Annotated in this window: 13 protein-coding genes and 1 other annotated feature; of the genes, 10 read left to right on the forward strand and 3 right to left on the reverse strand. The window is 40.6% G+C overall.

The genetic code is table 11. From position 1 onward, the window contains the following. Window positions 1-30: 30 nt before the first annotated feature. The 3 genes from hemL (at window position 31) to ysxE (ending at window position 4,296) form a co-directional block, all read left to right on the forward strand. Window positions 31-1,320, forward strand: coding sequence for a glutamate-1-semialdehyde 2,1-aminomutase (gene hemL, locus ACQKMR_RS16570; protein WP_427698278.1), 1,290 nt, complete (start codon window positions 31-33; stop codon window positions 1,318-1,320). A gap of 308 nt (window positions 1,321-1,628) precedes the next feature. Then, window positions 1,629-3,044, forward strand: a complete 1,416-nt coding sequence (spoVID, locus tag ACQKMR_RS16575) for a stage VI sporulation protein D (RefSeq protein ID WP_427698279.1) — start codon at window positions 1,629-1,631, stop codon at window positions 3,042-3,044. A 172-nt stretch (window positions 3,045-3,216) separates the two neighbouring features. Next, window positions 3,217-4,296 carry a spore coat protein YsxE gene (gene ysxE / locus ACQKMR_RS16580; protein ID WP_427698280.1) on the forward strand — a complete coding sequence of 360 codons (1,080 nt, stop codon included), beginning with the start codon at window positions 3,217-3,219 and terminating at the stop codon, window positions 4,294-4,296. A gap of 57 nt (window positions 4,297-4,353) precedes the next feature. Here the strand turns inward: ysxE and ACQKMR_RS16585 are convergent, their stop codons facing one another. Further along, window positions 4,354-4,545 (reverse strand): hypothetical protein, encoded by a 192-nt coding sequence (locus tag ACQKMR_RS16585; protein ID WP_427698281.1) that lies wholly within the window; start codon window positions 4,543-4,545, stop codon window positions 4,354-4,356. Window positions 4,546-4,782: 237 nt separating this feature from the next. Continuing rightward, window positions 4,783-5,011: a binding site (T-box leader), on the forward strand. A gap of 43 nt (window positions 5,012-5,054) precedes the next feature. Here ACQKMR_RS16585 and ACQKMR_RS16590 point away from each other — a divergent pair. Beyond that, window positions 5,055-7,706 carry a valine--tRNA ligase gene (locus ACQKMR_RS16590; RefSeq protein WP_427698282.1) on the forward strand — a complete coding sequence of 884 codons (2,652 nt, stop codon included), beginning with the start codon at window positions 5,055-5,057 and terminating at the stop codon, window positions 7,704-7,706. Window positions 7,707-7,787: 81 nt separating this feature from the next. Here the strand turns inward: ACQKMR_RS16590 and ACQKMR_RS16595 are convergent, their stop codons facing one another. Continuing rightward, window positions 7,788-8,642, reverse strand: coding sequence for an ATP-grasp domain-containing protein (locus tag ACQKMR_RS16595; protein WP_427698283.1), 855 nt, complete (start codon window positions 8,640-8,642; stop codon window positions 7,788-7,790). Continuing rightward, window positions 8,611-9,552, reverse strand: a complete 942-nt coding sequence (locus tag ACQKMR_RS16600; RefSeq protein WP_427698284.1) for an ATP-grasp domain-containing protein — start codon at window positions 9,550-9,552, stop codon at window positions 8,611-8,613. Before ACQKMR_RS16600 ends, ACQKMR_RS16595 begins: the two co-directional genes overlap by 32 nt. Before the next feature lie 99 nt (window positions 9,553-9,651). Between ACQKMR_RS16600 and ACQKMR_RS16605 the strand changes: the two genes are divergently transcribed. From ACQKMR_RS16605 to ACQKMR_RS16630, 6 genes are all read left to right on the forward strand, one after another. Continuing rightward, a complete protein-coding gene (locus ACQKMR_RS16605) occupies window positions 9,652-10,935 on the forward strand; it encodes a bifunctional folylpolyglutamate synthase/dihydrofolate synthase (protein ID WP_427698285.1) in 1,284 nt (427 codons plus the stop codon). Window positions 10,936-11,361: 426 nt separating this feature from the next. Further along, window positions 11,362-12,111 (forward strand): prepilin peptidase, encoded by a 750-nt coding sequence (locus tag ACQKMR_RS16610; protein WP_427698336.1) that lies wholly within the window; start codon window positions 11,362-11,364, stop codon window positions 12,109-12,111. A 328-nt stretch (window positions 12,112-12,439) separates the two neighbouring features. Further along, window positions 12,440-13,408, forward strand: a complete 969-nt coding sequence (locus ACQKMR_RS16615) for a hypothetical protein (protein ID WP_427698286.1) — start codon at window positions 12,440-12,442, stop codon at window positions 13,406-13,408. A gap of 181 nt (window positions 13,409-13,589) precedes the next feature. Then, window positions 13,590-14,159 carry a Maf family protein gene (locus ACQKMR_RS16620; RefSeq protein WP_427698287.1) on the forward strand — a complete coding sequence of 190 codons (570 nt, stop codon included), beginning with the start codon at window positions 13,590-13,592 and terminating at the stop codon, window positions 14,157-14,159. A gap of 60 nt (window positions 14,160-14,219) precedes the next feature. Next, window positions 14,220-14,894: a RadC family protein gene (gene radC, locus ACQKMR_RS16625; RefSeq protein ID WP_427698337.1), complete on the forward strand. Its 675-nt coding sequence runs from the start codon at window positions 14,220-14,222 to the stop codon at window positions 14,892-14,894. Between the two features lie 148 nt (window positions 14,895-15,042). Further along, complete coding sequence (locus ACQKMR_RS16630) at window positions 15,043-16,062, forward strand: rod shape-determining protein (RefSeq protein ID WP_034308871.1); 1,020 nt, start codon at window positions 15,043-15,045, stop codon at window positions 16,060-16,062. The last annotated feature ends 33 nt before the right edge of the window (window positions 16,063-16,095 follow it).

Genomic DNA, 16,095 nt, shown 5'->3' on the forward strand with positions numbered 1-16,095 from the left:
TAACCTGTTTAGAGAAAAGGGGACTGAATCATGCGGTCATATGAAAAATCGAAAAAAGCGTTTGCTGAAGCAATAAATTTGATGCCGGGCGGCGTGAACAGCCCGGTCCGTGCCTTTAAATCTGTGGACATGGACCCCATTTTCATGGAGCGTGGTAAAGGCTCGAAAATGTATGATATCGATGGCAATGAATATATAGACTACGTTCTTTCTTGGGGGCCGCTTATCCTGGGTCACACGAATGATCGTGTCGTTGAATCACTGAAAAAGGTAGCGGAATCAGGTACAAGCTTCGGAACCTCTACCGTGATTGAAAATGAATTGGCTAAGCTTGTCATTGAACGGGTTCCTTCAATTGAGATGATTCGCATGGTCTCTTCAGGAACAGAAGCGACTATGAGTGCTTTAAGATTAGCGCGAGGATATACTGGCCGTGATAAAATCCTGAAGTTTGAAGGTTCTTATCATGGACATGGTGATTCCTTGTTAATTAAGGCCGGATCTGGCGTTGCAACGTTAGGTCTACCAGATAGCCCGGGTGTACCAGAAGGCATTGCAAAAAATACGATTACTGTGCCTTATAATGATCTTGCTGCAACAAAGTATGCTTTCGAGCAATTTGGCGAAGACATCGCCTGTATCATCGTTGAGCCTGTTGCGGGGAACATGGGTGTCGTGCCACCACAACCTGGTTTCTTGGAAGGTTTGCGCGACTTGACCACCCAATTCGGGGCGCTATTGATTTTTGATGAAGTCATGACAGGTTTCCGAGTCGGTTATAATTGTGCACAAGGCTATTTTGGCATTGAACCAGACCTGACTTGTCTTGGTAAAGTTATTGGCGGAGGTTTACCGGTCGGAGCTTTCGGAGGTAAACGTAAAATCATGGAACAAATTGCACCGAGTGGAACAATCTATCAAGCAGGAACATTATCTGGAAACCCTCTTGCTATGACAGCCGGACTTGAAACGCTGAGCCAGTTGACTCCAGAGTCTTATGAAGAGTTTACCCGTAAAGGTGACATGCTCGAAAAAGGCATTGGAGAAGCTGCTAAAAAATATGGTGTTCCTCATACATTTAACCGTGCTGGTTCTATGATCGGACTCTTCTTTACGAATGAAGAAGTAATTAATTATGATACAGCAAAAACATCTGATTTAGAGTTCTTTGCTTCCTACTATAGGGAAATGGCGAACCAAGGTATCTACTTGCCGCCGTCCCAGTTCGAAGGTTTATTCCTATCTACTGCACATAGTGATGAAGATATCGAAAAGACCATTGCAGCAACTGAACAGGCTTTTGCGAAATTAAAAAAATAATCTAAAAAGGCTTCCTGAATTACCTAGCTAATTGAGACACTTATAAAACTCTTAAATCAGGCTACCATTTTCCAAAAACTTTTGGAGAAAGGTAGCCTGTTTTTTTTATTGAATTTTAATCAATAAGTGGCAGAAGGCCGAATTAAAGTGGCTGAAGGCCAAATAAATGGTTGAAAAACGAATTAAAGTGGCTGAAGGACTTAAGGGCTAGATGGTTTCCGATGAAATTAAGGAATAATCAATAGCCTTTCTTCATAGATTGTTATTGGTATAGGTACCGTTTCCTGAAGCTGAAAGGAGGAGTTGTCTTGTCGCAAGAAAATGAATCGTACTTACGATTTTCTTTAGAGGAATCCGTTTGGTTCCAGAAGGGACAGGAAGTGGCTGAGCTATATTCCATTTCCCTCGATCCAAATGTGACGATTCAAGAAAGTGATCAATATGTTTTTATACGAGGCTCGTTAGATTTATGCGGTGAATACAAGGACTCGCAAAATGGTGAACAAGAGGAGTTTTCACAGACCTTTTTGCCAAAAGCCGTTCAAAAGGTTGAGAGGCATCTCGATGGACTTAATGAGTTCACACACCGTTTTCCGGTTGATATAACGATTCCGAATAATCGGATTGCCTCATTAGATGAAATTGATGTCTCGATTCAAAGTTTTGATTATGCTCTACCTGAGCATAATTGTTTAAAATTGCAGGCGGATTTGTTGATAACCGGGATCTATAATGATTCATATGTTGAAGAACGTACCGATACGGAACTGGAGGTCGTGGAAACAGAATCCGAGGAACAAGAAGAAACAGATGACGAAAATGAGTCATACATTCCATATGTAGCCGGGGTCCCGCCAATCCCAGATTTTCAACCGGTGTTTCGTGATGAGCAGGAAGAAGAGTTATACACGCCATTTTCTGCCGAGGCAAAACGAGTGTCTGAAACACAGGAAGAAGAAGAGGAGCCTATCTATTTAAGTGAACAGCATAATGCTCCAGTTTTTGAAATTCCTGTGTCACCGTATCCAGAAGAGGAGCAGTGGGAAGAAGTAAACAGACAGGAAGAAGCTGTTGAGGAAGAAGTGATTCACCTAAGTGATCGCCAGAGTCCTCAAGTTGATAAGATTCCGGAGTCACCCATTCAAGATGAGAAGCTGGAGGAAGAAGTCAGCAGACTTGTAAAAGCCGTAGAGAACCCGGAGATTAAGAAAGAAGAAGAATCGGCTTATATAAGTAATCAACAAAATGTCCCAGTTAGTAAGAATCCTGTGTCGCCACTTGGAACCGAGGAAGTCGGCCGGCAGGAAAAAGCTTTTGATGAAGCAGGCCCTATCCTTAATAAGCATGTGAAAGAAGAAAAGGAAGAGGAATACCAATCGTCTATAAGGGATTTGTTTAAAAGAACAGAAAATCCAGAACCACCAGCCAAAGAAGTTAAAAATTATAAAGGCAGAAAACAAGCCTCGGAACGTGATGATAAAGAGAAGACAGAGCAGACAGATAAGCAACTTTCCATTATGGATTTATTCGGACGAAAACAAGAGGAAGAACTGGTCAGAATGAAGGTGTGCATTGTTCAGCAAGGGGAAACGTTGGATGACTTGGCACAGCGCTATGATGTTACTGTTCAATCTTTACTCTTTAGCAATGAATTGGAGTCGAATCAGAACGTTCATGAAGGGCAAGTCATTTATATACCGAAGGCGATTGCTTATAAAAATTAAGCAAGGCAGAGAGCAGAGCAGATGGCACTGCTCCTGTTTTTTACTATTGTAATTGAGTTGTAATTTAATAACTTTGCTAGACATGAAAGACAATCTAAGAAATTAAGCTCGAATGTGACTACGTATTTGGAGGCTATAGGTAACCAATTGGCGAGTTTTTTAGAGGAAGTGAGTGAATCTCGTGAGGGAAAACGAGAATCAGCAGATTAATAATTGGGATAGGGACACTGGAGAAGTTTTGAAAGAATATGCCCTATATGTACAATATATTGAGGATTTCGGACGAGTGAAAAAAGTCTATAGTGATCGCGGTACATTTGCCTTGAAGTCCATTTTACCGCACAACGGCATTGATTTTATCAAAAATGTTCAAAAACTGTATCATCGCGGGTATAACCGAATTGTTCCGATTTATCAAACGATGGATCAACGCTATGCGGTTCTTCATAATGGTCGTTTGTATTACCTGATGCCCTGGTTGAATAACGAGGGAAACGGGGAGCGCGATGAAAGACATAAGCAAATGTTCAGGGAACTTGCCCGGATGCATACGTTGTCTGTAAAAGAAATACAAGTGGATATTGAGGAACGAGAATCTCATTATGAACGAACATTGGATGCCTGGAATAACGAGAAGGATTTTATGGATGAGTATATTGTTAGCTGTGAAAAGAAGTGGTATATGTCTCCATTTGAAATGACGGTTTGTTCTTTTTTTACAGATATATCACAGGCACTGAAGTACTCGATTAAGAAGTTTGAAACGTGGTATGAAAAAACAAAGGAAAGTGAAAAAATCCGGACTGTTGTCACACATGGAAAGGTCTCATTAAAACATTTTATTTATGATGAACGTGGATATGGCTACTTTATTAATTTTGAGAATTCGAATACGGCACCGCCTCATTTTGATTTACTCCCATTCCTTGTGAAATCGGCGAGGACCTATCCTGTACAATGTGATGACTGTGTCGACTGGCTATATAACTATCTCCGTTATTTCCCGTTGAACGAAGAAGAATTGATGCTGATGCAAAGCTATCTTGCTTTTCCGGGATCGGCTTTAGATATAGTAAAGAATTATTCGGACGGCAGAGGCCAAAGAACAGAACTAGATAATGTTACCCAATTGCAGCGGCAATTTTGGCTCCTGAAGAATATTGAATATATGGTGATGAAAATCGAAGAAATTGAACAGAAGAAGAAGGCGGCTGCTGAAGCTGCTAAAGAAGAGCAATCGCCCCCAAGCTAAAATATACATGATTGGATTACCTCCAGTCATGTATATTTTTTTACTGTAGGGGAATAATTAAATCCATTCGAAAAATAAAGCCATAGCTAAGAAAATAAATGCGATTAGCAGAAGCATATCGAAGAAAGTAGGGAAAATCAGCGTCCGCAACCCTTGGAACACTATAAAAGGGATAATGAACTGCTGGCAAACACCGCGGAATTTTTTCATCCAAGGCGGTAAAGTATAAGGGGAATATCTTCGTTTCATAATTATTACCTTCCTTTGTAGGACTTCTTATATTCTATGGGTAGGAGGTGGAAAACGTGAGAAAGCCGTCACAGGAACTTATCTTAGAGGATAGAATAAAGAAAAAGACTGAATGGCAAGATTTAATAGCCTAAAGTGAGAATACTTTAAGAAAGTATTCGAAAGATGATTGACTGGAGCCACATTTTTTTTGTACTATATACTATATGCATTAAGTGATTTTACATATGAATATAAATGAATGCAAAGACCGGAAATAGTAAGATGAAATGCGCTTTTCAGAGAGGGAACCGTTGGTGAGAGGTTTCTAAGTAGGCAGCATCAGAAGTCGTCCGCGAGCAGTTTTCGTGAAAGTTATTAGTAGCGATGGCCGGTGAAGAGCCGTTATCCCATTTGAGAGCCGAAGAAGATTCTTTTCTTTTTCGGAAAAAAGGTGGCACCGCGAACAACTTCCTTCGTCCTTTTGTGATGATGGAAGTTTTTTTTATGCCCAAAAAGGAGGAAATGATATGGAAGAGAACCAAATTTCGATGCCGACTAAATATGATCCGCAGACGATAGAGAAAGGCCGCTATAAATGGTGGCTTGATGGGAAGTTTTTCGAAGCGACGGGTGACGATAAAAAGGAACCATATACGATTGTCATCCCGCCCCCTAATGTAACAGGTAAGCTGCATCTTGGCCATGCTTGGGATACGACACTTCAAGATATATTGACACGCATGAAAAGGATGCAAGGCTATGACGTTTTATGGTTGCCAGGTATGGACCATGCTGGTATCGCTACTCAAGCAAAGGTTGAACAAAAGCTTCGTACAGAAGGCGTAAGCCGTTATGACCTTGGACGTGAAAAGTTCGTTGAAGAGACATGGAAATGGAAAGAGGAATATGCGAGCCATATCCGTGAACAATGGTCAAAGCTGGGTCTTGGGCTTGATTATACCCGTGAACGCTTCACTCTTGATGAGGGGCTTTCTAAAGCAGTACGCGAAGTTTTCGTCTCTCTTTATAACAAGGACTTGATTTATCGCGGCGAATACATCATCAACTGGGATCCATCAACGAAAACGGCGTTATCCGATATCGAGGTTATTTATAAAGATGTGCAGGGCGCATTTTACCATATGAAATATCCGTTGGTTGACGGGTCAGGTGAAATTGAAATAGCCACCACACGTCCAGAAACGATGCTGGGCGATACTGCGGTTGCTGTACACCCTGAAGATGATCGTTATAAGCATTTAATCGGTAAAATGGTTCGCTTGCCAATTACAGGTCGGGAAATTCCGATCGTTGGTGATGATTATGTGGATATGGAATTCGGTTCTGGTGCGGTTAAAATTACGCCTGCTCATGATCCGAATGACTTTGAAATTGGGAACCGTCACAATTTGGAGCGCATCCTTGTCATGCATGAAGACGGTTCGATGAATGAAAAGGCCGGTAAATACGAAGGCATGGATCGCTTCGAATGCCGTAAGCAAATCGTCAAAGACCTTCAGGAGGAAGGAGTACTCTTTAAAATAGAAGATCACCTTCACTCAGTTGGACACTCAGAGCGAAGCGGTGCTGTAGTTGAACCATATCTTTCGACTCAATGGTTCGTTAAAATGCAACCTCTTGCTGATGCATCAGTTGAGCTTCAAAAAGGGTCTGATGATGAAAAGGTTCATTTTGTTCCTGATCGTTTCGAAAAAACGTATCTGCACTGGATGGAAAATATTCGCGATTGGTGTATTTCCCGTCAGCTTTGGTGGGGCCACCGCATTCCAGCTTGGTATCATAAAGAAACAGGCGAAGTTTATGTAGGACATGAAGAGCCTGCGGATGCTGAGAACTGGGAACAAGATACAGACGTTCTGGACACATGGTTCAGCTCGGCATTATGGCCTTTCTCGACTATGGGCTGGCCTGATAAGGACTGTATCGATTTCAAACGATACTATCCAAACGGGGCACTTGTAACAGGCTATGATATCATTTTCTTCTGGGTATCGCGGATGATTTTCCAAGCTCTTGAGTTCACAGGTGAGCGTCCATTTGAAAATGTACTGATCCACGGTCTGGTTCGTGACGAACAGGGGCGCAAGATGAGTAAATCGCTTGGCAATGGTGTGGATCCGATGGATGTCATCGATCAATACGGTGCTGATTCCCTGCGTTACTTCTTATCAACGGGCAGCTCACCAGGTCAGGACCTTCGTTACAGCACGGAAAAAGTGGAAGCGGTTTGGAACTTCTCCAACAAAATCTGGAACGCATCCCGTTTTGCTTTAATGAACATGAATGGCATGACGTATGATGAAATCGATTTAAGCGGTGAAAAATCTGTAGCCGATAAATGGATTTTGACACGTTTGAACGAAACGATTTCAAACGTAACAAGACTCGCTGACCGTTATGAGTTCGGTGAAGTCGGTCGTGTGCTTTATAACTTCATTTGGGATGACTTCTGTGACTGGTATATTGAAATGGCGAAACTTCCGTTATATGGCGAAGACGAAGCAGCGAAGAAAACGACTCGTTCAATCTTAGCTTACGTGTTAGATAACACGATGAGGTTGTTGCATCCCTTCATGCCATTCATTACCGAAGAAATCTGGCAAAACCTTCCACATAAAGGTGAGTCAATCACTGTTGCTGCTTGGCCGGAAGTGAACGAGGAATTGACAGATACAGCTGCAGCTGAGGAAATGAAGCTGCTTGTTGAAATCATTCGCTCCGTTCGTAACATCCGAGCTGAGGTGAACACACCGTTAAGCAAAAAAATCAATTTGATTTTAAAAGCGAAAGACGAGTCCATCTTAGCAACTTTACAGAAAAACAGCAGCTATATCGAGCGTTTCTGTAATCCTGAACACTTGACGATCGGCATCGAAGTGGAAGAACCAGCTCAGGCAATGACGGCAGTTGTAACTGGAGTTGAACTAATCCTTCCGCTTACAGGACTGATCAATATCGACGAAGAAGTGAAACGTCTTGAAAAAGAACTCGACAAACTTAATAAAGAAGTCGAACGCGTACAGAAAAAATTAGGCAACGAGGGCTTTGTTAAAAAGGCGCCAGCGAGCGTTATTGAAGAAGAACGTGCCAAAGAAAAAGACTACAGTGAAAAACGTGACTCTGTGATCCACAGAATCAACGAATTGAAACAGCTGTAAAATGCAAAAAGGATGAACCGGCCTATTATGCTGGTTCATCCTTTTTTCTATTTAATGCTATTAATCTTCAATCAGTCGCGATTAGGTGTCCGGTTGAGAGGAAATTCTATCTTTAATAAAAATAAGGTACTCTCTTACAATATTAATGTCACTTAGTGCACTAAGTGTCCTGCTACCCACGACATCCTCAATTTCATTGAGCATTAGGCTGTTATCTTCGGCAAAAATAAAATCGATTCCGACCATGCCAAACTCAAAAGCTGTAATTACTCTTTCAACAAGAGCTTTTTCAGGTACAGACAGCTCATATAATGAAGCCGATCCACCTAACGTATAATTTGCCTTGAAGCTTGAGGAGGACTCTCGAAGTACTGCGGCCACTACTTTTTTACCAACCACAAAAACGCGGATATCCTTGCCGAATACGCAGGGCTTTTGGACAATCCAATTTCCATCAGACAATTCGGCTAAATCACGGGCTTGTTCAATTAAATACACTTGTTTTCCACCGCGTCCATGAGTTTCTTTAGCGATGAACGGGAAGTCCATATCATCAGCACTCGGCTTTCCTTGGCAATACACGGTATCGGTCATCGGAATTCCGATTGAGGTCAAATATTGATGTGTTTTTGCTTTGTCATTCGCCATTTCGGATACGAAAGAGGAGTTAAAGCAGACAATACCTACTTGCTCCAACTGTTTTGTGAGAAAAGGATCGATGGTCCGAATTATCGCAAAGTCCGGCAATTCTATAGGCTGTTGCTTATGTTCCACGAACAACTCATTGAAACGATGACCAATTTTGATGTCCTCTCGGAAGTAAAAATGTAAATCAAGGTTAAGCCCTTTAGCTTCGTCGAGCATCCAGTCTATGTACCCTCTATTTTTTTCGGCATCATCACGGTTATAGATCAACCAACCTGTTTGTTTGTTCATCTGATATACTTCCTTTTTCTAATTTGTCCAACACATAATCAAACATGCTATCAGCAATGTTGATACCAGTACAGTCGTAAATATTTAGTAAATGCGAGTTCGAATTCACTTCGCATAAAAGCGGGCCATCTTCACCGAATAATAAATCGACGCCAGCAAAGTCTGCGCCGAGAATTGACGCACATCGGATGGCCAGATCGGCTTCTTTCTTGGTGGGGCTGTATGGTGATGCATGGCCTCCAACTGTCATGTTAGCTCGGAAGTCATGATCTGATTTGCGATGCATTGCAGCTATGACTTGATTACCGACGACATTTACGCGAATATCACGGCCCTTACTATGCTCGATGAATTCTTGAATAATAAATGGCTTGTGTCCAACCCTATGGACCGTCTTCAAAAATTCAACCTCTGATTGAATTAAATGCACTTGTTCACCAAAAGAGCCGTATGCTTCCTTTACGATTAGCGGATATCTAAGTTCAAGGCCGATATCTTTAAAAGCATCCACATTTATTCTTTCAATTCCTTCATACGTAAACGGAGGAAATATGGTTTTCGGCATAGGAATACCATGCCCTGCTAACGCTTGATGTGTCTTTGCTTTGCTATCGCAAATATCGATCGCTGTGCTGCTGTTATATACGGGAATGTCGAGCAATTCCAAATGGCGGGCCAGATGAATGTCTTTATCCATGAAAAGGACAAAATCAGGCAACTTATCGAAATTCCCTTTTAGCAGAGGCACTCCTTTTTCGATAACAGGAATAAGTTCGGAATTACGGACAAGGGTTGCTGAAATCTCTTTTCTTTCAGCTGCTTCTTTAATAAATAAAGCTAAACTAGAAAACTTATCATGCTGTAAATAGCCGTTGACAACAATCCAGCAGTGGAGTGCAGAAGGTTTCATGGTAAATCACTACCTTTCATCTAGGTAAATCGTTAATATATTGATAAAATAATTTTAACGCATAAGAGCGGTGTAAAGAAAGAGGAGGCTTATTGATAAATGGGAAAGACCATGAAAGAAATCAATCATTTTTTCGAACAACGACAGGTTCAATTAGGTATGAATTTTGGCCTATCACGGATGGAAACATTATTAACTAAATTAGGTAATCCCCAAGAAGGGCTAAAGTATATTCATATTGCAGGCTCAAACGGGAAAGGATCTACTTTGCATTATATAAAAGAAATCCTGTTGGCAGAAGGATTTCGGGTCGCTTCCTTCACATCGCCGTATTTAATACGTATGAATGAACAGATAAAGATAAATACAGATGAAATCAGTGACAATGACTTTGTCGCTACCTTCCAGGAACTCTGGCCAATTGTACAAGAGATGGATAGCGAGGGAAATGGACCCACTCAATTTGAAATCCTGACAGCGATGGCATTCTCTTATTTTAGCAAAAAAGAAGTCGATCTAGTTCTATTGGAAACGGGACTTGGAGGTAGGCTCGATACAACGAATGTCATCCAGCCGCTTATTTCCATCATTACCTCTATTTCTTTGGAACATACGAATATTCTAGGAAACACGCTTGCGGAAATTGCATCAGAGAAAGCTGGCATCATTAAAACTGGTGCACCCATTATCAGTGGAGTCACGGCCGAGGAGCCAGCAAAAGTAATCGAAGAAAAAGCAGCTTCAGCAGGCGTACCCTATTATCACTTAGGAAGGGACTTTTATGTGAACGATGTGAAGCAAAGTAAACAAGGGCAAAGCTTCTCATTCTCACTTGATAATAGGTCTATCCAGCAGATTGACATTCAGATGTTAGGCCTTCATCAAATAAATAATGCGGCACTGGCTATTGCTGCTGTCATGTTAGTTATAGAAGGCATAGATGAAAAAAGCATTCGAAAGGGAATAGGGGAAGCAAAATGGAATGGCCGTTTTGAAAAAATATCTGACGAGCCGTTGGTAATCATTGATGGGGCGCATAACCCTGCTGGCATCGAAGTACTGATAGAAACACTTAAGACACATTATCCAGATTATACTTACCGATTTATCTTCAGTTCATTTCGGGATAAAGATTATTCACAGATGCTGCATACGCTGGAGAAGGAAGCGGTTGAAATTATCATTACGGAATTCAACCATGAACGAGCGGCTGATGCGGAAAAACTTTATAATCAATGCAGTCATGAAAATAAAAGCATAGATAAGGATTGGCAGGCGGCGATAAGGAAAGGGAAGCAGAAAACAGGGGAAAAAGAGATTCTTGTCATTACAGGTTCCCTTTATTTCCTTTCACTTGTGAGGGGATTTATTTCTGAATTTTGATAGATCAGTAATCAATGACGGGTTTCATGACAAAATGAGTTATTTTTACAAAAAGGACCGTTCAGGGTCCTTTTTACTTTTAGTGACTATCAACATTATGTTTAACAGAGCCATTACTTTAAATAAAAACCTATATATTAATTACTTATTATCCTGTATTTTTGTTAAAATATGTTTAAGTATTGATTCTAAATGACTAAAAATAGTTCTACAATCAAAAGAGAAATACACTAGTTTACTAGGAAGGCAGAAGTAGAGATGACAAATTAAAGAACGAGAGGAATGTTTAATTATGAAGAACCCTAGTGATTATGACAAAGTAGAATGTACTGTAAGAGGAATTAGAAATTCTGATATAGGCACTTTTACAATTGATGCTAAGGATTCAATCGAAGTAAATAGATTCCAAGTGCACGTAAATTAATGATGTCATTCTATCTCTTTCTCTTCGCTCTAGGTCTAATTTTAGGCTCATTCTATAACGTTGTCGGCTTGAGTGTTCCGTTAGGGAATTCATTTACCAATCGGCGCTCTGCTTGTCAATCTTGTGGACGAACCTTGACGTCCTTGGAGTTACTACCAGTGGTTTCTTATGTGATGCAAGGCGGTAAATGCCGTGGCTGTGAAGCCAGGATTTCACCCCTTTATCCGGTTATAGAAATACTAACAGGTGTTTTGTTTGCTTCAGCTCCTTTAATCCTTGGTTGGGTGAACGAACTTTGGATTGCCTGGGCATTGATTTCTTTATTTATGATCATCTTTGTTTCTGACGTGGCCTATATGCTTATTCCTGATAAGGTACTGCTTTTCTTTGTGGTGATTTTTTTATTTCTACGCGTGCTCTTTCCACTATCTCCATGGTGGGATTCAATTGTAGGGGCCACAGTTGGCTTTAGCTTGCTACTATTAATCGCTGTAGTGAGTAAGGGAGGTATGGGTGGCGGTGATATAAAGCTGTTTGCAGTGATCGGTTTTGCACTCGGATTAAAGTTGGTGCTGTTATCGTTTCTGTTTGCGAGCTTTTATGGGGCATTTTTTGGCATAATCGGTATGCTAACTGGCGTGATTAAAAAGAAAACACTGATTCCTTTTGGACCGTATATCGTTTTTGGGACATTTACTGCTTATTTTTGGGGCGAGTCCATTTTACAGTGGTATGTGCACTTTTTAAGATGATAATAATTAATGGGATCTATTTCATAAGGGGACGATTCTTGTTTTGAAGAAATTTGTCAAAAACTTTCTGGACATCTTGCGTTTTTAATCTTAAAGTACATGCTGAAATAGTTTACTAGGAATTTATTTAATGTGAGAGACGCAAATTATACGTCGTAAAAAATAATGAATACCGGAACCTATACCTTTTGAAGAATGTCCTTTATTTAGGGAAATATGAATAGAGAAATTTGACGAAACCTATTAATGACAAGACGACAAAAGTCTTGTTATTTTTTTTGACCTCTATGATAGGATGGAAAAAATGATCAGGAGAGGAGGAAAAAAAGTGGACAAGTCCGAAAAAAGCAAAGGTGTTACGATTAAAATAAATGGAGAAGAAAAAGTATTTGCCGATAAAAATAAGAATGTAGGTCAAGAGGCAGCGGGTGTGGAGCAGGAACAAACTGATGAAAGTTTTGAATGGATTCTACCGGACGATTCAATCGAGAACAAGGTTGTATTGGTCCCCGCCCCGAAAAAGAAAATGCCGAAGCTTATCGGTTTTGGCACTGGCACGTTAATAAGTCCGAACAAAAGACCAATAAAAGCATTCTTGATTGCAGTCATTTGTGCTGTGTTTTTCGGGTCCATTCTTGGGTTAATTGCCGTTAAAACCATTACTAAGGAAAAGGCAGCTGATTCTTCAGTTGAGACCTCTATCACGACGCCATCTCCTGCTGAGGATACAAAAACGGAAACTATGGTAAAAGGAGCTCAGCTGAAAACATTTCTTGTACAAGGCGGTGTATTCAGCAGCGAGGATGCGGCGAAACAAATTCAAAAAAAAATCATTGAAAAGCAGGTTCCTGCTGAAATTTTCAAAATAGAAGACAGCTATTATTTATTTTTAGGATCAGCGGAGAGCCTAACTTCAAGTAAGGAGCTGGCATTGTTTTTAAAGTCATATGATGTAGACGTTTTTTGGAAGGAAATCAATTTTGAAGCGGCGAGTAAAAGCCAAAAAGATGAGGAAACACTCGACATTATGAAGTCTGTATATTTTTCATTAGCAGAAACATCCGCAACCAAGCTTCGGGGTAAGGAAACAACAGTAAACCAGGAAACTCTGAAAAAAAATATGGAAAAGCTAAAGGGGGAGAACTTATCATCAGAACTTTCCAAAATGAATAATAATCTATCGGCTGCGGCTAAATGGATAACCGAATATGAGACTTCAAAGAAGGAAGAAAATCTTTTACAGGCTCAAGGAAATCTGCTTGAATTTTTATTAAATTATCAAAATATAACAGGGTGAAAGTTGTCATAAAGGGGAGCCATTTAACAGGACAAGCTCCCCTTTATGACAACTTTTTTTATTTTCCGGGAAATAACATACAGCCATTTGTCGATTCATAGTAAACAATAATTGTGGATTGCTCCATAATTTGATAGGATAGAAATGTATCTCCCTATGTAAAGAAAGGTGACTTTTTATTATGCAACCATTGATTTTAGCTTCATCATCACCACGTCGTAAAGAACTTCTACAATTCCTTCAAATATCCTTCGAAAGTATGAATTCCAATGTCGATGAAAGTATTGATGAAAACATGCGTGCGGAAGAGGCGGTACAAGAACTTGCTAATCGGAAAGCGGCAGCCATTGCTGCTGATCATCAGGAAAGCTGGGTAATCGGCTCAGATACAGTTGTTGTCCTTGATGGTGAGATATTGGGCAAGCCAATCAACCGTGCCGATGGAAAAAGAATGCTCGAGATGTTATCAGGAAGAACACATGAAGTGTACACAGGTGTCGCTATTATATTCGGTAAGCACAGCAAAGTATTTGCAGAAAAAACGGAAGTGACTTTTTGGGAGCTGTCAGAAGCTGAAATCGAACGTTATCTGGACAGCGGCGAACCTTTTGACAAGGCAGGCGGCTATGGTATTCAAGGATACGGTTCACTTCTTGTCAAACAAATTAATGGGGACTATTTCACTGTTGTCGGACTTCCGGTTTCAAGACTAGCTCGCGAACTTAAAGTGATGCAATCAGACTTGACGTAATAGATTTCTCCTCTGGCCCTCTCCCTTATATAAGGAAGGGTGGATGCTTTGAGTGAAAAAATGCAAATGCGGGATTACCCGAAAGAAGAGAGGCCTCGCGAAAGATTCCTGCAAGACGGGCCGCAGAGCCTCTCCAATCAAGAATTGCTTGCTCTGCTATTGAGGACTGGAACAAAGGAAGAATCTGTCCTTCAGCTTTCTAGTCGACTCATCAAATCTTTTGAGGGTCTGCGTCTGTTAAAAGAAGCCTCTGTCGAAGAAATGACCGGAATTAAAGGGATTGGTGAAGCGAAAGCGATTCAAATTTTAGCCTCGGTCGAACTTGGCAGGAGAATTCAAAAATTAAATGATCCAGACCGCTATGTGATCCGTTCTCCTGAAGATGGTGCCAATTATTGCATGGAAGAAATGCGTTTTTTGACACAGGAACATTTCGTTTGTCTCTATTTAAATACGAAAAATCAAGTACTTCATAAAACGACAGTCTTCATCGGCAGTCTCAATGCTTCGATTGTGCATCCGCGTGAGGTCTTCAAAGAAGCTTTCAGAAGGTCTGCTGCCTCTATCATTTGTCTTCATAACCATCCCTCCGGAGACCCCTCTCCTAGCAGAGAAGATATTGAAGTGACGAAAAGATTAGTCGAATGTGGTAAAATAATTGGGATTGAAGTATTGGATCATATCATAATCGGGGAGCACAAATATGTTAGTTTGAAGGAAAAAGGTTATTTATGACACTATCAAAATTTTTGACGATGCGATATAATATTGTTTATGATTTTTAAAAGAGGAAACTTTTTCAAAACTCTTATTGTCAAAAAACGACAAAATATAATTTGAACTTATAAAAAGGCATTTTTGTTTACGAAAGGGAGATACCATAATGTTTGGAATTGGCGCTAGAGATATAGGGATTGATTTAGGAACAGCTAATACGCTTGTTTATGTAAAAGGAAAAGGAATTGCAGTACGTGAACCATCTGTTGTTGCAGTGCAAACAGATACAAAACAGATTGTCGCAGTCGGAAATGATGCGAAAAACATGATCGGTCGTACACCTGGAAACGTGGTTGCCCTTCGCCCGATGAAGGACGGAGTTATTGCCGATTATGAAACAACGGCTACAATGATGAAGTATTATATGAAAGAAGCTCAAAAAAAAGGCGTATTCGGTAACAAACCGTATGTCATGATTTGTGTGCCTTCTGGAATTACAGCAGTTGAACAGCGTGCAGTTATCGATGCAGCTAGACAAGCTGGAGCTCGTGATGCATATCCAATTGAAGAACCGTTTGCAGCAGCTATCGGAGCTGATCTTCCTGTTTGGGAACCTACAGGCAGCATGGTCGTTGATATTGGCGGGGGAACAACGGAAGTAGCGATTATTTCTCTTGGTGGAATTGTAACAAGCCAATCTATTCGCATTGCTGGTGACGAGATGGATGATGCCATTATCGTTTACATTCGTAAGAACTACAATCTAATGATCGGTGAACGTACCGCTGAAGCGATTAAGATGGAAATTGGTTCTGCAGGTGACACGGAAGGCGTTGAAAATATGGAAATTCGCGGCCGTGACCTTTTGACTGGATTACCAAAAACGATCGAAATTACAGCTGAGGAAATCTCTAAAGCATTAAGTGATACAGTTTCTGCGATTGTAGACTCAGTGAAAAACACTTTAGAAAAAACACCACCTGAACTTGCAGCTGACATTATGGACAGAGGTATTGTATTAACAGGCGGCGGTGCTTTGCTGCGCAATTTGGATAAAGTCATCAGTGAAGAAACGCAAATGCCAGTAATCATTGCTGAAAATCCGCTTGATTGTGTTGCAATCGGAACTGGAAAAGCATTGGACCACATTCATTTGTTCAAGACTAAATCAAGAGATTCTCGATAAAAGTAACTTCTCAAATAGGGCCGGCTCAACAAA

It is taken from the genome of Peribacillus sp. NPDC096540 (assembly GCF_050278525.1).
Classification (GTDB): domain Bacteria; phylum Bacillota; class Bacilli; order Bacillales; family DSM-1321; genus Peribacillus.